This window comes from Dyadobacter sp. (assembly GCF_039919315.1).
Lineage (GTDB): Bacteria > Bacteroidota > Bacteroidia > Cytophagales > Spirosomataceae > Dyadobacter.
Genome location: NZ_JBDSFX010000001.1, coordinates 59,866 through 83,453 on the forward strand (window position 1 = coordinate 59,866; position 23,588 = coordinate 83,453).

The window sequence follows — 23,588 nt, forward strand, 5'->3', positions numbered from 1 at the left end:
TTTTAATATCAATCATCGCTAATAGCTAACAGCAGATCGCTGGCAGCTTATCTTCAATGAAAACCAAAGGAATAGTCAAAAACAAAGTCAATATAGTGACGCTGGGTTGCTCCAAAAACCTGGTGGATTCGGAAGTACTTTACACGCAGCTCAAAGGAAACGGGTTTAAAGTGGACCACGAATCCAAAAAAGATGATGCTCAGATCGTTGTGATCAATACCTGCGGATTCATCGACAATGCCAAGGAAGAATCGATCAATACCATTCTGCGTTATGCCGACGCAAAGGCAGCCGGAATGGTCGATAAAGTATACGTAACGGGCTGTCTGTCTCATCGTTACAAAGATGAGCTTTCCATAGAGATACCCACCGTTGATGCATGGTTTGGAACGAATGAGCTTCCGCGCCTGCTCAAAACATTGAAAGCTGACTATAAGCATGAATTGGTTGGCGAGCGCTTACTTACCACCCCCACACATTATGCTTACGTCAAAATCGCGGAAGGTTGCGACCGCCCGTGCAGTTTCTGCGCCATACCGCTCATGCGCGGCGGACACATTTCACGTCCGATCGAAGAGTTGGTAAAAGAAGCAAAATCCTTGGCGAAACGCGGAACAAAAGAATTGATCCTTATTGCCCAGGACCTTACCTACTACGGTCTGGATATTTATAAAAAAAGAAACCTATCCGACCTGCTTGCGCAACTTTCTGACGTTGAAGGCATTGAATGGATCAGGTTACAGTACGCCTACCCGGCTGGCTTCCCTATGGATGTGTTGGACGTTATGAATGAGCGGAGCAATATCTGCAAGTATCTCGATATGCCGCTTCAATCAGGATCGACAGAAATGTTGAAATCGATGCGGAGAGGTATTACTCGCGAAAAAACGGAAGCATTGATCAACACGATCCGTGAAAAAGTACCTGGTATCGCGTTACGTACTACATTGATCGTGGGCCATCCGGGAGAAACAGAAGCGTTGTTCGACGAAACTTTTGAGTTTGTAGAGAAAATGCGTTTTGACCGTCTCGGTGCATTCCAGTATTCTCATGAGGACAATACACATTCCTACACCATGCCGGACGATATCCCGACCGAAATCAAGCAGGAACGTGCAGACGCAATCATGGAATTGCAGCAGGGCATTTCGTATGAACTGAACCAGAACAAAATTGGTCAGACTTACAAAGTTTTATTTGACCGCAAGGAAGGCGGACATTTTATCGGCAGGACTGAATTTGATTCCCCGGAAGTTGATAACGAAGTACTTGTACCGGCTAGTCAGTTTGTGAGGTTAGGGGATTACGCGCATGTAAAAATCACTTCGGCAGAGGAATTTGACCTTTACGGGGAAGTGATTTCTTAATTTGCTTTCACAGCTCACCGCTGCTTTGTTAAATTTGCACTTTTTATTGACCAGGAATAATATTTAAAAACGCATGTTACAACGAATTCAATCCATTTTTTTAGCCATTGCAATCATCGGAATGGGCATTTTCCTTACTTTTCCTATATGGACCAAAGTGTCTGTTAGTGGTGAGCAGAGAGCTGATCTCACAGCCATTAAACTGACCCACCAGATCAATGCTGTGCAATCTAATGTCCAGCCGGTGTACTACCTGACGATTCTGGCGCTCCTGGTTGCAGGGGTAGCAGGTTACGCCATTTTTCAATTTCGTAACCGGGTTCTACAATCCGCTTTGTGCGCTGTCAATTCCATCATCATGACGGTTCTGATGGGGTTGGTTATTTATTTTACCTTTTACAAAACAGCCAAACTATTTGATCCTGAACTTCCTGGCAAATATGACATTGGTTTTTACGGCATGGTTGGCGCGATGCTTGCGAACGTTTTCGCAAATCGTTTTATCCGCAAGGATGAGCGTGCCGTTCAGCAATCCAAAAGATTCAGATGATTATCTTGTCACGTTGAGCGCCGTTTCGACCGCAGCGGCGGGCGCTCCGCTCAACGTGACAAATAGGATGCGCTCAACTTGACAAGTAGACTAGGTCCGATGTGACAATAGACAATGCTTGGCAATAGACAACTACTTTCCAATTACACCAAGCCTTCCCGAAGCAGGTCGTGCAAATGTACAAAACCGAGTACTTTGCCCTCTTCCACCACAACGACCTGCGTAATACTCCGTGACTGCATAATTTCCAGCGCATTGACTGCGTAATCATCAGGCCCGACCGCGATGGGTGAAGTGGTCATGATATCGCAAGCTTTCAGATGCAAAATACCCGTCCCTTCATGCTCATTTAGCATTCTCCGTAAGTCGCCGTCTGTGATAATACCGGCCATTTGGCCGTCATCATGCTGTACCGCAGTGGCTCCAAGCCGCTTGGAAGTCATTTCTAGGATCACCTCATGTAAAGTGGCATGCGACGATACAACCGGCAGGGCATTGTTCGGGTAAATGTCACATACTTTCAGGTAAAGCCGCTTGCCTAATGATCCTCCCGGATGAAATTTTGCAAAATCATCATGCGTAAATCCGCGGGCCTCCAGCAGGCATACCGCCAGCGCATCGCCCAGCGCCATGGTCACTGAGGTACTGGTTGTAGGTGCCAGATTCAATGGATCAGCCTCTAAAGGGGCAAATGCGTGAAGAATAAAATTACTGTTTTTTGCGAGGTAGGAATCCCTGTTGCTCACCATCGCGATCATCGTCACACCGGTGCGTTTGAGCAGTGGGACGAGCACTTTTATTTCAGCTGTATCCCCGCTTTTTGATATAACTATTACGACATCATTATCCTGAATCATGCCCAAATCGCCATGTATAGCGTCTGCTGCATGCATAAACAATGCTGGGGTACCCGTCGAGTTCAATGTCGCCACAATCTTCTGGCCTACGATCGCACTTTTACCCACACCGGAAATCACAACACGCCCGCCGGAGTTGAGTATAGCATATACGCAGTTTTCAAATTCATCATCAATCAATTCAATCAGATTACGCACTGCTTCTGCCTCCTGCTGTAATACTTCTTTTGCTATTGACTGAATATTTTTTATTAATTTCAAATCTGAAACACAGTTTAAGGGGACACTATTGTCGATTTTCATTTCAAAAAGCAAAGATATAGAAGTTTGGGATAACCATTTTGTTAACAGAGTATGGTAAAGCAGGTAGATACAGTCGTATTAGACACGTTAAAAGACAGACTTAAAGAAATATTTGGATATAGTCAATTCCGAGGTGAACAAGAAGTAATTATTCAAAACATCCTTCTTGGTAAAAATACTTTTGTAATTATGCCGACGGGGGCTGGCAAATCACTTTGCTACCAGTTACCTGCCCTGGTCAGTGACGGCCTGACGATTGTGATTTCACCGCTTATCGCCTTGATGAAGAATCAGGTTGACCAGTTAACAGCATTCGGCATCAACGCTCAATTCCTGAACTCCACGCTTACCAAGGCTGAAATGACCCGGGTTAAAAGCGACGCCTTGGACGGCAGCCTTAAACTACTCTATATCGCCCCTGAGTCGCTTACGAAAGAAGACAATCTGGATTTCCTTAAAAAAGTAAAAATATCCTTTGTAGCAATTGACGAAGCCCACTGTATTTCTGAATGGGGCCACGATTTCAGGCCTGAATACCGTCGCATTTATGGTATCATTGAGAATATAGGAAGGCTACCCATTATCGCGCTCACCGCTACTGCTACCCCAAAAGTTCAGCAGGATATCCGTAAGAACCTTCAAATGGAGGAGGCTGAGACATTCAAATCCTCTTTTAACAGAAAGAACCTGTATTACGAGATCCGTCCCAAAAAGGATGTTAAAAAACAGCTGATCCGCTATGTGCGAAACAATAAAGGCAAGTCCGGAATTGTATATTGCCTGAGCAGAAAGACGGTGGAAGAAGTAGCTGAATTACTGAAAGTGAATGACGTTCGCGCTTTACCATACCACGCTGGCCTCGATAGCAACACGCGTATGGCCAATCAGGATGCTTTCCTGAACGAAGAGGCTGAGGTGATCGTAGCCACCATTGCATTCGGAATGGGGATTGATAAGCCGGACGTGCGGTTTGTAATACATTACGACGTTCCGAAATCACTGGAAGGCTACTACCAGGAAACTGGCCGGGCGGGCCGCGATGGACTGGAAGGAAACTGCCTGATGTTTTACAGCTACGACGATATTCAGAAGCTGGAAAAATTCAATAAGGATAAAACCGTTACAGAACGAGACAATGCGCGGCATTTACTAAACGAAATGGTCGCCTATTCAACCCTGGGCGTTTGCCGCAGAAGACAGTTGCTGAGCTATTTCGGTGAATACCTGGATAAGGATTGCGGCTTTTGCGATAACTGTATCAAACACACAGAAAAAATCAAAGTGCAGGAGGATGTAATCCTGATACTGAGAGCTGTGCAGCTGACAGAACAGCGCTTTGATGCTGACCACATTGCAGATGTGGTAACCGCCACTGAGAACCAGTACGTGAAGAGTTACGAGCATGACCAGCTGGACGTTTACGGCAAGGGTACCGAACTGAATGAATCCCGCGATTACTGGGTTTCTGCCATCCGTCAGCTTGTGATTTTCAACTACCTCGAAAAGGACATTGAAAACTACGGTATCATCAAACTGGGAGACAAAGGCGCCAACTACCTGAACGACCCCTACGTGGTTACCCTTCATAAGGACCATAATTTTGAAGAGGAGGAGATCAAAGCAGAAGATGATGACAAGGACTCAGCCAACGGAAGCGGTAGCGCACATGCTTACGACGAGGCTTTGCTAGGACTGCTCAAAGCGCTTCGTAAAAAAGTAGCGAAAGAGAAAAACCTCCCTCCGTATGTGATTTTCCAGGATCCATCCATGGAAGAAATGGCCACAACCTATCCTACTACCCAGCAGGAAATGGCACAAATTAATGGTGTCGGCATGGGTAAGGTGCAGAAGTTCGGCCGACAGTTTATTGAACTCATCACACGCTATGTGGAGGAAAACGAGATCGAAACTGCCAAAGACGTGGTCATCAAGTCCACGGTTAATAAATCAAAAATTAAGATTTTCATCATTCAACAGGTTGACCGCAAAGTGAGCCTGGACGAAATCGCGGAGGTTAAGGACCTGGCCCTGGCGGACGTCATTGAAGAAGTGGAGCACATTTGTTACTCCGGAACCAAGCTTAACCTCGATTATTATATCAATCAGGTGATTGACCGTGAAAGACAACAGGATATTTACGACTATTTCATGACGGCAGAAACGGATAATATTGCCGCAGCATTGGATGAATTTTCAAATGATGAAATCAGTGAAGAAGAATTGCGGCTGGTGCGTATTAAGTTTTTATCCGAATTGGCCAACTAACATTGCCAGACTTAATTATCCGTATCAGTATTTAGTGAATTTTTAAAACCAATTATGAACATACTTATATTGGGATCAGGCGGAAGAGAACATGCATTCGCCTGGAAGATTGCCCAAAGCCCTCTTTGTGACAGCTTGTTTGTAGCTCCCGGAAACGCCGGGACGGCAAGTGTAGCAACCAACCTATCTATTTCTTTTAATGATTTTGATGCGATTGCGAATGCAGTTTTAGAAAATAATATCGAACTGGTGATCGTAGGGCCGGAAGAACCGCTGGTTAACGGCGTTGTTGATTATTTTGAATCAAGGGAAGACCTGGCAAAAGTGAAGCTGATCGGGCCTAACAAAGCAGGTGCGCAGCTGGAAGGAAGCAAGGATTTTTCTAAAAAATTCATGCAGAAATATGCCATTCCAACTGCTTCTTCACAAACGTTTACAGCAGAAACCCTCGCCATCGGGCTGGAATACCTTGAAAGTCATCCGCTACCCATCGTTCTGAAAGCAGACGGCCTTGCAGCAGGCAAAGGAGTGATCATCGCGGAAAAGCATGCAGAGGCAGAAATAGCATTTAAAGAAATGCTTTTGGATGGAAAATTCGGAAGCGCAGGCAACAAAGTCGTAGTAGAACAGTTTCTGAAAGGAATAGAATTGTCCGTTTTTGTACTTACTGACGGAGAGCACTATAAGATCCTGCCGGAAGCGAAAGATTACAAACGTATCGGCGAAAATGATACCGGCCTTAATACCGGAGGTATGGGCGCAGTATCCCCCGTAGCATTTGCCGATGCTAATTTTTTGAGGAAAGTTGATGAAAAAGTGGTCAAACCCACATTGAATGGCCTGAAAAGCGAAGGCATCAAATACGTCGGTTTCATTTTTATAGGTTTAATGAATATTAAGGGAGAGCCGTTTGTCATTGAATACAATGTGAGAATGGGCGACCCCGAAACAGAAGTGGTTATTCCGCGCATCCAGTCGGATTTCGCCATGTTAATGGCTTCTACCGCAAAAGGAACGCTGAATGATTTCGATATGCAGATTTCGCCTCAGGTAGCCGTTACCACTGTTGTTGTTTCAGGAGGTTATCCCGGAGACTATGAAAAAGGTAAGGTTATTACAGGTAGTGATAAAGTAGAAGACGTGTATTTATACCATGCTGGCACTACTTTTAATGGAAACACAGAAGTTGTGACGAACGGAGGAAGGGTAATGGCCCTTACAGGTCTTGCCAATTCCCTTGAAAATGCGGTACATAAGTCGCAGCGTGCCGCTCAGGCGGTACAGTTCGAGGGCAAGTACTTCCGTCACGACATTGGTGTGGATTTAATTCGTTATAACGATTGATGAAGGGGAGTAATTATGGGATGTGGATCATGTTCATCCGGCGGATGCAGTACTAGTGGATCGACTGCCGGATGTGGAAGTAGCGGAGGCTGTAGTACGGGCGGATGCAATAAAATGAATGTCTTTGACTGGTTGAGTCACATGGATGTGCCTACCGGACAGCGTTTTGATGTTGCAGAAGTCAAATTTAAAGGAGGCAGAAAAGAATATTTCCGCAATATAAATCAGCTGGAATTTGTAACAGGCGACTATGTCGTTTGTGAAATGGCCTCTGGCCAGCATATAGGAACTGTGTCCCTGCAAGGCGAGCTGGTAAGGCTTCAAATGAAACGGAAAAGCGTAGTCATTAGTGACGACATGCACGTTATTTACCGGGTCGCGACGGAGAAAGATCTCGATAAGCATACCCAGGCCATGGCCCGAGAAATGCCGACATTGTACCGTACCCGCGAAATTATCCGGGAAATGAAGCTCAACATGAAATTGTCAGATGTTGAATTTCAGTCTGACAATACCAAAACGACGTTCTATTATTCTTCAGAGGAACGCGTCGATTTTCGTGAGTTGATCAAAATGCTGGCTTCGGAGTTCAAGGTGAGGATAGAAATGCGGCAGATCAGTCTGCGCCAGGAGGCAAGCCGATTAGGCGGGCTGGGTTCCTGCGGACGTGAACTTTGCTGCTCTACCTGGCTTACCGATTTCAAGAATATTTCAACGGCAGCAGCACGTTATCAGAACCTGTCGCTGAATCCTGCCAAGCTTTCGGGACAATGCGGACGCTTGAAGTGCTGTCTGAACTACGAATTGGAAACCTACATTGATGCGCTTCGGGACATTCCGACTGTGGATGCGCCTTTGAAAACCAAAAAAGGGGTTGCCACTTTGCAGAAGACCGACATTTTCAAGAAGATCATGTGGTTCGGGTTTGATAAAGATACCAACTGGTATCCCGTCGCGATAGACAAAGTTTTGGAAATCATTGAATTGAATAAAAAGGATATCATTCCTGAGTCATTGGAAATTCTTACACCTCAGGCTGATAGAACTCTTGATAAGGTTCCTGGTAAGCTGAACAGCGATCTGGAAAACTTGGATAGGAAATACAGCGAGGAACAAAAGAAGAAGAAAAAGAAAAAAAGCAGATCGGGGAAAAACAAGAATAATCAGAACAAACCCCAAGCTTCGACTTCTTCACCGCAACAGTAACTAGCGAATAAAAGTCGTTCAATATAAATGGAAGTCAAGTTGTAAAAGCTTGGCTTCTTTTTTTACGAATTTCACCCGTGAAAAAGCACATAGACAAACTTCATAAAATAGCTCACCACAGATCCAGAAGGATCATTGGGCTGATGTCGGGCACATCGCTGGACGGGCTGGACGTAGCAGTATGCCAGGTAGAAGGAGGAGGAACTGACACCAAATTGACGCTCGAAAAATTCACTACTGTACCTTATGATGATGATTTCAGAGAAGAGATTCGGAAGATCTTTGCCAAAAGGGAAATTGACTTTCAGCAACTTTGCCTCCTGAATCCTTACATTGGCACACGTCACGGACAAATGATTCTCGACTGCCTGGCCAGCTGGAACATTCCGACTGAAGACATTGATCTGATTGCAAGTCACGGGCAAACGGTTTTTCATGCGCCCAAAAAGCAGCACAAACTGGCCGGCTTTCCCAATGCTACCTTGCAGATTGGTGACGGCGATCACATTGCAGTTAAGACAAACATTATCACGCTCAGCGATTTTCGTCAGAAACACATTGCAGCAGGCGGCGAAGGTGCCCCGCTGGCGGTTTACGGCGATTATTTTTTATTTTCCAAAAAAGGAGAAAACAGGATACTACTGAACATGGGCGGGATTGCAAACTTTACATTTTTACCTGCTAACCAAGATGCCGATGCTGTTTTCACGACGGATACAGGTCCCGGAAACACATTATTAGATGCCTACACCCGCCGTTTTTTCCACAAACCATATGACAAAGACGGTGAAATCGCCGCCAGCGGCAAAGTAAATGCCGTTTTGTTGGAAGAACTTAAATCACTTTCTTTTTTCAAATTACCATACCCCAAAACCACCGGTCCGGAGGTATTTAATTTCTCCTACGTTGAATCGGCGATTCAAAAATCCAAATTAACTTCGCTCACCCGCCAGGACATCATTGCCACGCTGACCGCATTGAGCGCCGACACGATTTCGGATGCGATTCGGAATGTCATGGACGCTGGTGAAGCATTCACGATTTACGCCAGCGGCGGCGGCGCACATAATGCCGTTTTGATGGCTCGAATTAGCGAAAATCTAGGTGCAACCGTGAAATTGATCGATGAATTGGGCATTTCAGGGGATGCAAAAGAGGCGGTACTATTTGCAGTTTTAGCAAATGAAGCGATTGCCGGGACGGACTCTTTTTTTGGTGAAAAAGATGGCGTTCCAGGCGTTAGTATGGGGAAAATTTCGTTTCCGGGTTGATGGCAGCGGGAACAAGACTTGCCAAGTTTCGAAAACTTGGTAAGTCTCGTCTCCAACAACGCCAACGATAAAAAATAATCAAGAATAACATGTACGACATTACTATTATCGGCGGGGGCATTGTAGGCCTTGCCACGGCGCTGCGGATCAAAGAGCAAAAGCCTGCCCTCAAAGTCCTGCTGCTTGAAAAAGAAAACGAAGTTGCAAAACATCAAACCGGCCACAACAGCGGCGTAATCCACTCCGGGCTGTACTACAAGCCGGGAAGTTTGAAAGCGACCAACTGCATCAGGGGATACGAGATGTTACTGGACTTTTGCAAGCGCGAAAACGTTCCTTTTGATCTATGTGGTAAAATAGTAGTGGCTACGACCGAGGAACAAAAACCATTGCTCAGCAACCTTTACGAAAGAGGACTACAAAACGGTTTGACCCAAAACCGGATGATCACCGCGTCGGAAATCCGCGAAATCGAACCGCATGTCAAGGGTTTAGAGGGTATTTGGGTACCATACACCGGCATTATTGATTACAAAGCAGTCTCTGAAAAATACGCAGAATGCATTCAAAAATTGGGTGGAGAAATTCATTTTGAAGAAAAGGTCATTGATATTAAAAACCGTAATACACATTCGGAAGTTGTTTCTGCAACTGGTAAAGTATTCGAAACACGACTGGTAGTAAACTGCGCTGGTCTATATTCCGATAAAGTGGCCCAACTGACACAGCCTGAAAATATCAAAGTAAGGATCATTCCTTTCCGCGGCGAATATTATAAGATCAAACCTGAAAAGCATCATTTGGTCAAAAACCTGATATATCCTGTCCCCGATCCTAATTTCCCGTTCCTGGGCGTACATTTCACGCGGATGATCGAAGGCGGTGTTGAAGCGGGACCTAATGCAGTTTTTGCTTTCCGACGTGAAGGTTACAACAAGCTGGATATTAATGTGCCGGAACTCATGGAATCGCTGGCGTGGCCAGGGTTCCGAAAGGTAGCTGTCAAATACTGGAAAACAGGTATGGGAGAATATTACCGCTCATTCTCCAAAGCTGCATTCACCAAAGCATTACAGGGCCTCATTCCAGAAATTCAAAGCGACGACCTCATCCCCGGCGGTTCAGGCGTACGTGCACAAGCATGCGACTATGACGGCGGCTTGCTGGACGATTTTTCGATCATTGAAAACAAAACAGCCATTAATGTCTGTAATGCACCGTCACCGGCTGCCACCTCTTCTCTATCGATCGGACAAACTGTTTCCGAAAGGGTTTTGGCCAGGATTTGACAGAAAATTTGGTGAAATTTTAAAAAATAGAATCTTTTCCCTATTTTTATCCACATTGATAAGCTCCCTGAAAAGACTTGTCGCCCATTACTACGTTCAAAAAAGTCAAAATCGAAACCAAAAAAACCATGAACAAAACAGCAAACGCGCCTGTGGCAGAAGCTGCCAATGGTGTAAAGAAAGACGATCGATTGACTCGATTCATTGAAAAAGTAAGGGCGGACCAGGAATCCGTTAATTTGTATTACGACGGAAAAATAACAAGGGATGAATTACATGCGAGAGGAGTTAGGTTCGTTAAGGTCTTATGAGTATACGGTTGAATATCGTGGTGAGGAGGAAGAGTATTTTTTTAAAACTGACTCAGGTGCCTTCTACTCCTGCTACTTTTTAAATGGTTCCGGGTATTTTGATGATTATCCACTAATAAAAGGTGATATCTTAACCTTTGGATTAAGGCGAATTAGTCGATCCGAAGGTTTTTTTGTGGACAAGCATGACGCGAGAATCAAAGAGACAGTCATCCATATACTGGCGCAGACTTTTGAAGCAAACCCAGAAAGATCATTGTTTGTTATGTACGAAACAATGGATGGCAGACAAAGGAACAGAAAAATCACATTTGCTCGCTGGTATAATGAAGCTTGTAAGTTGGTAAGCAAAGAGGTTACCAGAATCACTATTAGCGGAGCAAGTATGTGGACTGCTGACAGGTTCGATATGATGCTGCTCGTACCCAATACCTGCTCTAAACTCGAACAAATAAAAATTACTGCTATTGAAATTAAAGACGACTTGATTTCAAAGGGTTACCCGCCTTCTCTTGAATGTCGGATCGAGTGCAAATAAATATTCTAGTTAAATTTGTGGAGTTTTACATAAAACTCTTAACATTTGAGAAATGAAAACGTTCAGCTCGATAGAAGAGGCATTTGATTGGTGGGTGAAGAATTTATATCCTACATTGACCCCGGAAATGAAGAAAGGAAAGGCGGTTCAGGCAATGCAAGATTATATATATGAGCGAGGTATTTCGGAAAAAAGAATGAAGGAAATACTAGTGGAATATGGGCATTTTGAAATAGAAACAATAGTAAGATATAAGCCTTAAATGGCTTTTTATTTGACCTAAATTTATGTAAAACTCCGTAAATTATAGAAAGAAAAAACCCGGATGATTCGGTCGCGAAACTTCATCACCCGGGCCAGTTTAATCAACTAACAATCAAACTTTCGTAAATGTATGAACACACTTCAAAATTCCACAAACCAATTAACTAACGGTATGAAAACAGATTTATCGCAAAGCGAACAAATACTTGTGCGCGATGTTCGTAATTTTTTCCTTACTGACAGCTGCGCAGAAATTGTAGGATCAATGAATGCAATGGTCGAATCGTTTCTTTTCAGTGCAGACCTGGAAAATGTTACTACCGAGATGAAAGGTGACATTGTGAATCAGCTTAGGGTAGTGACGTTGCTTTCAAAACTAAATGAAGCCTGTTAGCTGTTAGCTGCTAGCTGCTAGCTGCTAGCTGCTAGCGACAACAAAAAGGTGCGGTTTCCTATTTAAAGATACCGCACCTTTTTTATAAATAATTTCAACGCCGACAGCCGAAGTCTCCTCTACTCCTGCTCCTTCCCTAATTTGCTATTCTTCTTCCCGTAGCCGAAGTAAACTGCAAGTCCGATCGCCAGCCATATCGCTAGTCGGTACCAGCTTTCTATCGGCAGGGAGTACATCAGGTAAAGACATACTACAATCCCCATAATAGGAACAAATGGCACAAGCGGTGTACGGAACGAACGTGGAATGTCGGGTCTTTTCACACGTAGCATCCAAACACCCACGCATACCAGACAGAATGCAAACAATGTTCCGATACTCACCATGTGCCCCAGGTCACTTACCGGCACAAGACCTGCAAAAATACTCACAAAACCCATGAAGAATAGGTTCGTTTTGTAAGGCGTGCTGTATTTAGGATGTACCGCGCCGAAAAACTTAGGCAGCAAACCATCTCTGCTCATGGAATAAAACACGCGGCTTTGCCCCAAAAGCATCACCAGCATTACCGAGGTGTAACCAGCAAGGATAGCAATGATCAATGCTGTTTGTAAAGAATCATAACCCGTTTTCGCGAATGCGGTTGCAGCCGGTTTGGCATCATTGGCAAATTCAGTATACTTCACCAAACCAGTCATTACGTGTGCAAATAGCACATAAAGAATAGTACAAACGACAAGGGAACCAAGGATACCGATCGGCATTCCTTTCTGCGGGTTCTTGGCTTCCTGTGCAGCCGTGGAAACAGCATCGAAACCGATAAATGCAAAGAACACTACTGCCGCACCGGTCGCAATACCAGTCCAGCCGAAGTTTTCATAATTTCCTGTGTTCTCAGGAATATAAGGTACATAGTTCTGAGGATCGATGTGGCTCCATCCCAGCGCAATGAAGGTTATTACTACTGCTACTTTCAAAACAACCAGAAAGTTGTTTAAAAAAGCAGATCCCTGTGTTCCGCGGATCAGCAGCAACGATAGCATACATACGATGAAGATGGCAGGCAGGTTAACAATACCATTGTCAATGACCGTACCGTTACTTAGCTTCACTACTTCAAAAGGTGAGCATACTAACTGGGTAGGAAGGTGTATATCAAATTTGCTCAGGAATTCGAGCAAATAGCGGGACCAGCTCACCGAAACCGTGGCAGCTCCTAAAGCATATTCTAAAACAAGGTCCCATCCAATGATCCAGGCGACAAATTCACCCATAGTAGCATAAGAATAGGTGTAAGCGCTACCAGCGATAGGAATCATGGAGGCAAATTCAGCGTAACAAAGTCCGGCAAATCCGCAGCCAAGGGCTGCCAATATAAATGAAATGGTTACTGCCGGTCCCGAATGTTCCGCAGCAGCAATCCCGGTTAAAGAGAAAAGTCCCGCCCCAATGATCGCGCCGATTCCCAGTGCCACCAAACTGGTTGAGCTTAAAGATCGTTTTAATTGGTTTTCTTCTCCTGTTGATTCTTGTAATAATTTTTCAATAGGCTTTTTAACCCACAATTGATTTGCCATAAAGCTCTTTGTTGTAGTTATAATAACATGTTATAAAACTAGAAAGAAAATTTGCTTTTCACGTATATACACAAAACAAAAAAGGGGAAAGTATAATACTAACCCCTTTTTGTTCTTTAAAATTATGCTTTTACTTTCTTAGTCGCTACCGCAGGTGCCGCCGCGTCCGCTACTGCTAGCGGTTCCTTATTTTTCTCGCGTTGCAGAAGGTCAACCACGATCGGTGCTGCTACGAACAGAGATGAATAAGTTCCTACAATAACCCCCAGCAACATACAGAATGTAAATCCACGGATTACCGCACCACCAAAGATCATCAGCACGATCAGTACCAGGATAACAGAGATACCTGTTACCGCTGTACGGCTCAATGTACTGTTCAATGCATTATTGATAACTGTGGACAGGCTTTGTCCACGTGCTTTATCGTCTGCCAGGTAATCACGGATACGGTCATAAATTACAACGGTATCGTTCATTGAATATCCGATCATCGTCAGGATCGCACCGATGAACGCCTGATCAATGTCAAGCGACCATGGCAACCAGCCGTTAAACAATGAGAAAATCGCAAGGATAATGATAACATCGTGGCCCAACGAAACGACAGCGCCATAACTGAATGCCACTCTTTTAAAACGAATCAGGATGTAGATAAAGTTGGCTGCCAATGCAAGCAGGATCGCGTACACAGCCGACCATAACGTATCCTTCGCCATAGTAGGTCCTACTTTATTTGAGCTTACAATTTTAGCAGGATTACCGGCAATTTTCTTAACCGCCTCCATCACCTTCGCTTCCGCCTTCTGATCTGCCTCGGGAGTCGTTTCCTCGATCAGGTATGCAGTTGTGATTTTTACCTGATCCTGGCCACCGAAAGTTTTCACCTCGGTAGTAGAACCAAGCACTTCATCCATGTTAGTACGAAGCTGATCAGCATCCACCGAGTTCTCAAAGCGAATTACGTAAGAACGTCCGCCTTTGAAATCTATACCCAGACCAAAGCCTTTGAAAATAAACGAGCCTACTCCGATTACAATGATGATCGAAGAAATAATATAGAAACGACGACGTTGGGAAACGAAATCGAAGTGATTGTCTTTAAACCAGTTTTTGGTTAATCCGGAATAGAAATTGAATGTCTTACCATTCTTGATCTGCTGTTCCAGCAAAAGACGAGTAATGAAGATCGCACAGAATAGAGAAGTCAAAAGACCAAGTACCAGCGTTGTTGCAAAACCCAAAACCAAACCTGTTCCGAATGTGTAAAGGATAATACCGGTCAGCAGGGTCGTTACGTTGGAGTCAATGATCGCTGTTAATGAGTTTTTAAAACCCTCTCTAACCGACTGCCCAAATGGCTTGCCAGCTTCCAGTTCTACCTTGATACCTTCGTAGATCAGTACGTTGGCATCCACTGCCATACCGATAGAAAGTACGATACCCGCAATACCAGAAAGGGTCAGTACCGCTCCCAATGATGCCATAACTCCCAAAAGGAAGAACAAGTTGATCAACAACGCGATGTCAGCGATCCATCCAGCTTTGCTATAATAAGCAAACATGAAGACCAAAACGATCAGCAAACCTACGGCAGATGACCAGATACCATCCTGGATAGCCTCAGCTCCCAGCGAAGATCCTACAACAGCTTCTTCAACAATGTGCGTTGGAGCAGGTAACTTACCCGCTTTCAACACGTTAGACATATCCTTAGTCTCTTCTACTGTGAAGTTACCGGTGATACTTGAATTACCGTTAGGAATTTCACCCTGTACGGTTGGTGCAGTGTAAACCAGGTTATCAATGATGATCGCAACAGGGCGTCCAACGCTGCGTGCAGTCAATGAGCGCCATTTACGGGCACCTTCGCCATTCATTTGCATGGTTACCTCCGGACGACCACGTTCGTCGTAGTCGTGGTTTGCATTCACGATTACGTCTCCTTCCATTGCCGCTTCACCATTTGCTTTCTTAATGAAATACAATGGCAGGATCAGCTGGTTGTTTCCCGCTTCGGATCCCTTACGGTCCCACATGAAAACCAGGTCAGCAGGGAAAAGTGACCGTACTTCCGGGCGGCGCAGGATTTCGCTTGCACGCGCTGTATCTTTCAAGTATACGCCAAGACCTTGTGGCATGGGTACAAATAGACTTGTCAAAGCTGCACTTTGCGCCGCGATTGAAGCCGAATCAGTTTTCGTAGAATCGCCTTTTTGTTCCAACTGAGCAGCCAATCCACCAGCAGCTGGTTTCTTGGTAGTGTCCGTAGCAGCAACAGTTGCGGCAGGTTTTGAGCTTGCCTTCTCGATTTCAGCTTGTTTGGTCAGGTATTTGCCTAGTCCGTCCAAACCGGCAGCCAGTTCATTGGTCAGGTATACTTCCGAAAATTCCAGTTTCGCAGCACCCGATAGCAAACGACGTACACGCTCAGGATTATCAACACCCGGAAGCTCTACTAATATCCGATTCTGGCCGGGTAGACGTTGAATACTAGGGTTGGTAACCCCAAATTTATCAATACGAGCTTGCGTGATCTGAAATGCACGATCGATAGAACCATCCATCTCCGTATTAAGCATCTTGATCACATCACTCTCGGAAGAATTGCCGCTAATCTTGCCGCGGTTTGCACTGGTAGCAAACACAGACGCGAGACTTGTATTCGGCGCTGCATCTTTATAAGCAGCAACAAAGCGATTGATAAAGCCGCTGTTGCTGGCAGCTTTGTCTTCGGCAGCTGTTTTCAATGCTTTCTGGAATGCTACGCTGCGTGCGTTTCCGCCTGCCATTCCTTTCAGAATGTCCGCAGGAGCTACTTCCAAAACTACGTGCATACCGCCTTGAAGGTCAAGCCCCAGGTTCAATTCACGCTCCATTACCTCTTGCAATGTATGTCCCAGATACACATCCTCACGCCACAACGAATCGATGTAGCGTTGTTTCTTTTTCATATCTACCTCACCTTTTACATCGGTGGCGTAGGTTACCGCCTTACTTTTGATGTTTCTGGAAACAAAAGTGAAGGAAAGGTAATAGACGCTAATAAGGGCAATCACAATGGTTAGCCCTATTATTCCATTTTTATTGGTCATTTCTTTAACTGTAAAAAATTAAATGATAATCTGAAATTTAAAATACTGGAGAAAACTGCCCTGAATTCAGGCCATACGAAGTTCCAACATAAGGTAGCCGCGAAGGCGACATTACGGGGCGTTGGTGACTATAAACCTTCCGAAAATTCTGTGGAAATAGGAGAAAAGGAAAAACGATTCCTTGAACGCAATGCGGACAACCAGCTGACTGGATGGAAAATACCAGACGGGTTGTGGTAAAAAATAGAAGTAATGAGAGAAGTCAAATGAAATGGCCGGTGTGATCACCGCGTCCAGCGAAAACGTGCTTACTTTCGCCTGCTCTGCCTCATTTGATCTGGAAGTAGCTGCCTTTTTAGAAAGATCCTTGTTGATCTCTTTGGCCTTTGAATTGTAAATCCCCTGAGTCGAATGTTCAGACCATGACCTCGCTCCTGCCACCATCAAAAGCATGACGGCTAACATTAAGCTGATTGTCTGGTTGATAACTCTTACGGTTTTCACTTAGAGGAATGGGATTTCAATTAAACCGCAAATTTTGTTTTAAAAAATTACAATCGCAAACTATTTTTTCGAACAATCCTTTGTTACTATTTTGATAATAATTTGCATATATTGTTTTTGTGCAAAAACTAAATTAATGTGCTACTCGGATTCTTTGCAAGACAACTCCTGAAATTGAATGCAGCTTAGCCTACCGCCAGTTCCGAATAGCCCAGCCTACTCGAAATCGATCCTTCATCCGCCAGGCGAAATACGGAAGCGCCGGGTTGTAATTTCAGCTCCGCGGAATAATCGCATTCCACCGGAATAAACCACCCCAAAAGCCAGTTCAATAATGTATCGAAGTCTGCATTGTTAATACATTCTTCCAATGCAGCTTCGTCCGGCAATTCTATTATGACGGAAAGTGCGGGCATGTAAGTTTCCAGCTCGCCCCCAAACATCGTGTCCATTCCCAGGCGTGCATCGGTCAGCATTGCATTGGAGTTCAGAATATGTTTTGTCCCAAAAACCTCATTGATCCGGACCGGCAAATGAAGTACTGTCGATAATATTTCAGCCGCCATTTCCATATTTCCCCTGTTTTCAGAAATGAATGGTAACACTGGCAACAATCTGACAAAGGTTTTCTTGGGGATTGATTCAGGTGCCTGCCAGAATGTTTTCAGCTCATTGAGTAGTTCAGAATCGGGATCCAGCTCGCAGGCGCGCTGTTCAAGCTGAGCCAGGCTTACCCGGTTTAGAAAGAATTCCTGTTCCAGCGGCAAAAAGAACAACCGAGATTGTTGTTCCTTTTCACGCTGCAGGCGGATTTCGTCTACTTTCTTTTTTAATGTATTAATGGAGTTGGACGTAGGCAAATGAAAAAGTTGCTCCGGTAGATAATCATAGATCCCGCTCCGGTTCGACTCAATCACCTGGCCTTTGAAATTACCCAATTCCAACTCCGCCACCGTTTCCACATCCCGGTGACTACGTCGCTTGAATGCGCCCAATGACCGAAACAGGATCTGATCGGAAAGCAGGCCGTCTTCCAGCCATGAGCTGGCTATGAATTCAGCGGTGAGATCGGCTTTTTGTTCGGCTATCATCTGTGATTTAATTCAATGTAATGACCTGGACCGGATACATACCTGTGGATAACTTCCCGATTTTCACCTGAAGAAGCTCACATGCTCTTTGCCAGTCTGCGTCAATTCCCGCACTTGACGTCGGAGTGAGCCCAACCTGCAGGCAACGCACGAAACCCTGCCCGGGCATATTGCTTTGTATAAAATGCGGCTTCACCTGCACCCGCCTTAGTCTTGCTCCCAGTTCTGCTGCACAAAATGCTTTGATATCTTCCAATGTGACCAGTCGGTTGCGGGTAATGATGTTCTTTCGCAGCTGCTCTACATACTCCATTTCGTCGGGTTTCGCCTTGCCGTCGAGCGACCTTGTCAGCAATGTCACGTCGGCGCCATTGATAGCGGAAGCTGAATAAGGTTGTAATCTGGATCCTCCCGCCAGTCCGTTCGCCGCCTCTGAAACGGTAGTCCAGTAGGAAATGAAAAGAACGTCGGGGTTTTTCTCTCCTTTGATCACCAAAAAAGGCTGCGCAGTGGTTTCACTGGCTTTTTTCACACCCAATTTCTGTTCAACTCTGGCCATATTCTGCGCAATTTCCCGCAGTATCGAGGCCAGAAAATCTTCCCCGATCGCATTGAAAGCTGTTACTTCGTCCCGCAACAATTCCATTAACTGATACAATACCGATTTCGCATTCCGCTGATCAAATCGGCCAATACCCTGTTGCCGGAGCGTATATATCCTCGCAGAAGTTTCCTCTTCCGCATACAGATTTTTTTCAGTGGGTGTATAGGATTGATTTTTTTGATTCACAACAGCATGTACACCCAAAAAAGCATCTCCAGAAGGTAATGCGACACCATTCAGCCCGGATTGTAGCCGGTATGTCAGCTTGTGTAGCTGCTTGTTCAATACCGGGAATGCATTGAGCGCTACGGTCAAATTTTCAAATCCCGATGCGGGAAAAGCTGCGGGCCATTTTACTTTCAGCCACACTAGCGGCCGCTTCATCATTTGCAATGTACGGTTGTCGAACAAGTTTTCGAAATCTGGCGGGTAGGCGGATGTCGCAAGTTTTCCCTTTTCCCAATGGTCGGTACTGGTTATTCTCACAAAATTATCATTGTAAATCAGCACCTGGTCATCACTATCCTCTTCTTGAATACCAATTTTGGAGTCGAGATCCTGCCGGTTTCCTTCCCAAACGGTGGCGGGGAGAAATGCGCGGTAACCGAACTGCCCTGCGTCATTGATCCAGTCAAAATAGAAACGAAAGCCATTCCACGAAGTTATCCCAGGGTCAACCTCCATGCCTATCCACATGTTTTGGGCTCCTCCCGGCTGCGGCCTGGTGTTAGCGACCATAGTTTTAACCCCTTTTTCAACGACATATAGAGCCGAAGGCGTAGCATACTGCACCACAGCCGCATTAACAACCGGGTATCGCGCTGCCGATGAAAAAAAGATCTCCGCCGCCTCTCCTTTTCTGACATTGGTACGCTTACAAACCAGCTGATTTTCCGGTTCGATCCAGGCCATCGGTTCCAGTGACCGGGCCTGCGCGACAGCACTCGCGGGTTTGGGATTATTGTGCGTTTCGGGGGATAAGATCTCAGCCAAACGGGTCATTAAACGCAGCTCGGTTTGCTGGATCTCCTGCCCTACCTTTTCAAATTCAACCGAACAGGCTTCCACCAGTAACCTCACCAGCGGGTCGAATTGGTCCAGCTGCGATTCATCATAACCCCACAGTTCCGCGGAGCGCTTCAACAGCCTGCGGGAGATGGTTTCTTTTGTGTAATGTGCGGTTGCGTTCATAGTTGGTCAAGTGTAATGCTTGTCACACTGAGCGGAGTCGAAGTGCACATGCACGCTGCAAAGGCGCAGTTCCAAGTGAGAAACGACCTTCGACTCCGCTCAGGTTGACAAAGCAAATGTCAGTACTTATTCAATCGACAATGGTGATATAAAAATGCGTTCGAAGAAAACGAATGGTTCATTGGTGCGCCGGATCGTGGCCTTTACTTCTATTCCCACACGTTTTCGGACGTAGTTATTGGTTTTTGTTAATACTTCAAATTCCTCTACTTCCACACGGATTTTGGGATTACCGAGCCGCGGCTCATAGCGCACGATGGCCTCTTCCAGCGATTCTCGGATCAGGTCTTTCCATTTAATTTGAGATAATACAGAAAAATCGTGCTCCCACAGTGCGCATCCGTAGCCGCTATCGAACCGGCTCTCGTCGAAATGGGTAACCATTAAAAGATACAAATGCTGGTGTATGGCCTCTCTGTCAGCACATTTGGGGTGAGGCAACCCGGCCACGATGCGGTCGAGCGAGAGCGGCAATGCATAGTTTTGATCTTCCATTCCCGTGTTTGATAAATTGTGGTTGTATTAATGAAAGTGTATCTTATTTTTGTCGGGTATTAACAGTCTGATAGCACTACATGAACATTCCTTTTCTAAAAACCCCTCTGCAACGACTTCAGGTACTTTATGCGATTGTATTAATAGCGGTGCTGTCGGTTGTGGGATCACTCGGTTTTTGGATTGTCGATTATCGCGATGCTTACCCGATGGCCATGAGCAGTTACCTGATCCTGGGCATTCTTCATGTTTATCTGATATCCCAATGGTTTGATTCCCTGTTCAGTAACCGTTCCGCCAAAGCCATCGGTTTTACATTGCTGATCAGCTTGCTTACTGCTTTGCTGGTTATATTCCTTTATCACAAACTTGTTCAGGAACTGACTAAAGGAGTCGGTATGGCTACTGCGCTGGTAGGTTTTCTGTTCCCGATTTTTGTGGCCAGAGTATATCAGAATTACCTGGAAATCCCGCTCAAAGAATATAAAAGATGGTACTACCCCGTCGGCCAGCCATTGCCTGATATGGATTTGCTGGATCTGTCACGGGTGCTCGTCATTCAGTTTGAGTTTACCAAAAAGGCCAATGAAAGTGATTTTACAAACTTTCGGGCCAAGGCTCCCAACGCCATGCTCTTTGGCGAGCTCTTCTTTATTTTTCTCAACGACTATAACGACCGCAATCCTGCCAGCCCGATTGAATATCTTTCAGTCACTAGCGAGCCTTATGGTTGGCTGTTTTACAAAAAAGCGCCCTGGTACAAACGCCGCCAGTATATGGATCCCGATCTGACTTTCCAGGCCAATCACATTGTCGATAATGAAACCATTGTCGCGGTTCGCGGCTAGCATTAAACTTACATCCTTACGGATCAGGAACCAGCGGGCCCGGTATCATCGCAACGCATTCGTCCGAATGTGAAAAGAAGTATTTCACCGGATTGAATAATCCGTCATCCTTACGCACATAGTTCTGTATCAGGAAGTAATCCTGAATGATCAGATCGTGGATAGGTTTGGCGTGGTTATTTTCATTTTTGAAAAACGTATCGCTTTGCGATAGTGACTGAGGAAGTGTAGTAGCACCGTGATCTTTTCGCAGTACCGTTTTCTTCTTTGCAGAAGCATAGATATTCGTCAGCAGTATCGCGACAAATTCCTCAAAATTGTCATAGTTAAATTTAGGAGCAAAAATGGGCGCTTCTTTGACCAGGCCGTGTCGAAGCTGCCGATAGGCGTGTATCAGTTCGTGTAACAATGCCTCATCCGGCGTGAAGCCCGGACTGGCACAGGTACTTTTACCAAAAACCAATGGCGAGTAAACGATCTCGATTTGGTTCGCACTTTTCCATGAGGGCAAGCCTGCACTCGCATTACATCTTTGACTGAAATTGGGCGTAATGATCACTTCTTTGCCCCTCATTTCGGAGATCAGCAGGATAATGCCATAACCTGTCCAGTTATTTTTCATGATTTCAAGCAATGCATTCAATGTGCCTTGCTCGTAGGCCACGTAGTCTTCATTGCGTAAATACTGGTTACCACCGGCCACAATGATGTTCCGTGCATATTGAAATGAGGTCATAACTTTCTGGTTTACAAGTAAAAATCAGCACCATCAAACAAACGTCAGTTTCATCCGATAGCCCATTTCATTGGGACAATGATAGCTGCTCTCGTCATTATCCCACATCACAGGCAGGATGAAATTGTTGGGCAAACCGCCATTCCATTCTTTGTTAAATTCCTTCGCCCATGCATTGGTCGCGCCCGTGGCACTTACAAAAGATTCATCGTCAACCCTCGTGTGACCGTCAATATCCCTCACATCGATAATAATCGGACTGGTAATGTTACCCACTTTGGGCTGCTGGAAAAATCTCCTTCTCGTATTGGCAGTAGTGGCCCTGCCAGAAGAAAGTCCGCTCATACTTTGTCCTCGCGCAGGCAGGTGTGGTCTGATCCTCAAAAAGAACATTCTGCATTTCGGCGCGGAGATCATCATACTTCCAAAAGCGAGCTTATACGCTTTCAGCATCGTTTCATTGGCTCCGATATTGCAGCCTCTGATCAGCACGACCATTTTCTTTTTACGAAGGCTCACCAGTTTTTCAGCAATGCGTACCACCACTTCGGCTCGCACGCCCATTTTGAGTGCCGCGTCTCTGACCAACGGGTTATCGTTCGGCAAATGAGCCCTGCCCAAAAGGAAAAATACCGAGTCATGCGCCAACTTGGCCAGGTCCTGCATCATCGCCCCGGTTGCATTATGGCTTCCGCCCCTCACAAATGGTGTTAATAAGCCGTGTGTGCTGGAACCGTGTGAAACAATGATCTGGTAGTACTCGTCGCGGCTTATCATATGATCGATCAGTTCTTCGAATGAAGAAAAATTAATGATACGACCTGTTGTGATACGTGCCGGGCCCATTACATCCAGTCCGCAACGCTGGTAATACTCGGCCGCCAACTGCATGTTTGCTGAAACATGCACCACTGCATCTGCCATAAAATATTGATTAATGATTAAAAAGGCCGCCTGCCGAGCGCCGACGGCCGGTCCCCGTCGGCCGCCCTACCAGCGATTGGTATGTGGTGTGCCAAAAAGCTTCACTTCCCTGGCCGATAATGTCAGGCTGGTGGTCATTGGCATAGATCCTGTTTCGATGAAACTTTCGCTGTACTGGACGCAGTAGACGTCAGTGAGTTCCAGTTCCTTCTGCGTTTGTTCCTCATCCACATTCTTAAAGACAATTTTGGCCGAAGCTTTCTTTCCGTCCGGGTCCACCATCCATTCCCAAAGCCCCTGGCTATCGGAAGCACTGGATGAATCCACCTGGATGAAAATAGTACCTCCATATACTTTTGAAGAAACGCGGCCTTTATCGTCTATGGATTGTGACAAAGAATAGTTGCATGAAATGACGGCAATCCCGTCTCCTGAGGGACCTCCGTCCCAGGTAAAGTACGCGTCAAAACTTGAAGCTGGCATAGTTGTAAGTGTTTAAAAGTG

22 protein-coding genes are annotated in these 23,588 nt (G+C 45.4%); 12 read left to right on the top strand and 10 right to left on the bottom strand.

The annotated features are described in order from the left end of the window. Nucleotides 1-56 precede the first annotated feature (56 nt). Nucleotides 57-1,367 carry a 30S ribosomal protein S12 methylthiotransferase RimO gene (gene rimO, locus ABIO93_RS00295; protein WP_348063441.1) on the top strand — a complete coding sequence of 437 codons (1,311 nt, stop codon included), beginning with the start codon at nt 57-59 and terminating at the stop codon, nt 1,365-1,367. A 73-nt stretch (nt 1,368-1,440) separates the two neighbouring features. After that, nucleotides 1,441-1,917: a DUF4293 domain-containing protein gene (locus ABIO93_RS00300; protein ID WP_348063442.1), complete on the top strand. Its 477-nt coding sequence runs from the start codon at nt 1,441-1,443 to the stop codon at nt 1,915-1,917. Nucleotides 1,918-2,060: 143 nt separating this feature from the next. Here ABIO93_RS00300 and ABIO93_RS00305 read toward each other — a convergent pair whose 3' ends face one another. After that, nucleotides 2,061-3,035, bottom strand: coding sequence for a KpsF/GutQ family sugar-phosphate isomerase (locus tag ABIO93_RS00305; protein ID WP_348063443.1), 975 nt, complete (start codon nt 3,033-3,035; stop codon nt 2,061-2,063). 93 nt (nt 3,036-3,128) lie between these two features. On the opposite strand from ABIO93_RS00305, the gene recQ reads away from it, so the two are divergent. The 9 genes from recQ (at nt 3,129) to ABIO93_RS00350 (ending at nt 11,959) form a co-directional block, all read left to right on the top strand. Further along, nucleotides 3,129-5,342 (top strand): DNA helicase RecQ, encoded by a 2,214-nt coding sequence (gene recQ / locus ABIO93_RS00310; protein ID WP_348063444.1) that lies wholly within the window; start codon nt 3,129-3,131, stop codon nt 5,340-5,342. Between the two features lie 54 nt (nt 5,343-5,396). Further along, the gene (purD, locus tag ABIO93_RS00315; protein ID WP_348063445.1) at nt 5,397-6,686 is read left to right on the top strand and encodes a phosphoribosylamine--glycine ligase; all 1,290 of its coding nucleotides are present in this window, start codon (nt 5,397-5,399) and stop codon (nt 6,684-6,686) included. 114 nt (nt 6,687-6,800) lie between these two features. Then, on the top strand, nt 6,801-7,892 hold the full coding sequence (ricT, locus tag ABIO93_RS00320) for a regulatory iron-sulfur-containing complex subunit RicT (protein WP_348063446.1): 1,092 nt from the start codon (nt 6,801-6,803) through the stop codon (nt 7,890-7,892). 77 nt (nt 7,893-7,969) lie between these two features. Continuing rightward, entirely contained in the window at nt 7,970-9,163 is a 1,194-nt protein-coding gene (locus tag ABIO93_RS00325; protein WP_348063447.1) for an anhydro-N-acetylmuramic acid kinase, read from the top strand. An 89-nt stretch (nt 9,164-9,252) separates the two neighbouring features. Next, nucleotides 9,253-10,452, top strand: coding sequence for an L-2-hydroxyglutarate oxidase (gene lhgO / locus ABIO93_RS00330; protein ID WP_348063448.1), 1,200 nt, complete (start codon nt 9,253-9,255; stop codon nt 10,450-10,452). A gap of 128 nt (nt 10,453-10,580) precedes the next feature. Then, nucleotides 10,581-10,763: a hypothetical protein gene (locus ABIO93_RS00335; RefSeq protein ID WP_348063449.1), complete on the top strand. Its 183-nt coding sequence runs from the start codon at nt 10,581-10,583 to the stop codon at nt 10,761-10,763. Further along, nucleotides 10,729-11,301, top strand: coding sequence for a DUF6169 family protein (locus tag ABIO93_RS00340; protein WP_348063450.1), 573 nt, complete (start codon nt 10,729-10,731; stop codon nt 11,299-11,301). The genes ABIO93_RS00335 and ABIO93_RS00340 overlap by 35 nt, the downstream gene beginning before the upstream one ends. Before the next feature lie 52 nt (nt 11,302-11,353). Next, nucleotides 11,354-11,563 (top strand): hypothetical protein, encoded by a 210-nt coding sequence (locus ABIO93_RS00345; RefSeq protein ID WP_244822503.1) that lies wholly within the window; start codon nt 11,354-11,356, stop codon nt 11,561-11,563. 174 nt (nt 11,564-11,737) lie between these two features. Then, nucleotides 11,738-11,959 (top strand): hypothetical protein, encoded by a 222-nt coding sequence (locus ABIO93_RS00350; protein WP_348063451.1) that lies wholly within the window; start codon nt 11,738-11,740, stop codon nt 11,957-11,959. 119 nt (nt 11,960-12,078) lie between these two features. Here the strand turns inward: ABIO93_RS00350 and ABIO93_RS00355 are convergent, their stop codons facing one another. From ABIO93_RS00355 to ABIO93_RS00380, 6 genes are all read right to left on the bottom strand, one after another. After that, complete coding sequence (locus ABIO93_RS00355; RefSeq protein WP_348063452.1) at nt 12,079-13,536, bottom strand: amino acid permease; 1,458 nt, start codon at nt 13,534-13,536, stop codon at nt 12,079-12,081. Between the two features lie 122 nt (nt 13,537-13,658). Beyond that, nucleotides 13,659-16,631: a protein translocase subunit SecDF gene (gene secDF / locus ABIO93_RS00360; RefSeq protein ID WP_348063453.1), complete on the bottom strand. Its 2,973-nt coding sequence runs from the start codon at nt 16,629-16,631 to the stop codon at nt 13,659-13,661. 111 nt (nt 16,632-16,742) lie between these two features. Continuing rightward, entirely contained in the window at nt 16,743-17,135 is a 393-nt protein-coding gene (locus ABIO93_RS00365; RefSeq protein WP_348063454.1) for a hypothetical protein, read from the bottom strand. A 185-nt stretch (nt 17,136-17,320) separates the two neighbouring features. Continuing rightward, nucleotides 17,321-18,226, bottom strand: a complete 906-nt coding sequence (locus ABIO93_RS00370) for a type VI secretion system baseplate subunit TssG (RefSeq protein ID WP_348063455.1) — start codon at nt 18,224-18,226, stop codon at nt 17,321-17,323. Nucleotides 18,227-18,233: 7 nt separating this feature from the next. Then, nucleotides 18,234-20,021, bottom strand: coding sequence for a hypothetical protein (locus ABIO93_RS00375; protein WP_348063456.1), 1,788 nt, complete (start codon nt 20,019-20,021; stop codon nt 18,234-18,236). A 126-nt stretch (nt 20,022-20,147) separates the two neighbouring features. Beyond that, the gene (locus ABIO93_RS00380) at nt 20,148-20,576 is read right to left on the bottom strand and encodes a GPW/gp25 family protein (protein WP_348063457.1); all 429 of its coding nucleotides are present in this window, start codon (nt 20,574-20,576) and stop codon (nt 20,148-20,150) included. An 80-nt stretch (nt 20,577-20,656) separates the two neighbouring features. On the opposite strand from ABIO93_RS00380, the gene ABIO93_RS00385 reads away from it, so the two are divergent. Next, nucleotides 20,657-21,424 (top strand): TssN family type VI secretion system protein, encoded by a 768-nt coding sequence (locus ABIO93_RS00385; protein WP_348063458.1) that lies wholly within the window; start codon nt 20,657-20,659, stop codon nt 21,422-21,424. Nucleotides 21,425-21,440: 16 nt separating this feature from the next. On the opposite strand, the gene ABIO93_RS00390 is transcribed toward ABIO93_RS00385, so the two are convergent. From ABIO93_RS00390 to tssD, 3 genes are all read right to left on the bottom strand, one after another. Continuing rightward, complete coding sequence (locus ABIO93_RS00390) at nt 21,441-22,160, bottom strand: hypothetical protein (protein WP_348063459.1); 720 nt, start codon at nt 22,158-22,160, stop codon at nt 21,441-21,443. A gap of 33 nt (nt 22,161-22,193) precedes the next feature. After that, complete coding sequence (locus ABIO93_RS00395; RefSeq protein ID WP_348063460.1) at nt 22,194-23,084, bottom strand: hypothetical protein; 891 nt, start codon at nt 23,082-23,084, stop codon at nt 22,194-22,196. Between the two features lie 66 nt (nt 23,085-23,150). Continuing rightward, nucleotides 23,151-23,567 (bottom strand): type VI secretion system tube protein TssD, encoded by a 417-nt coding sequence (gene tssD / locus ABIO93_RS00400; RefSeq protein WP_348063461.1) that lies wholly within the window; start codon nt 23,565-23,567, stop codon nt 23,151-23,153. Between the last annotated feature and the right edge of the window lie 21 nt (nt 23,568-23,588).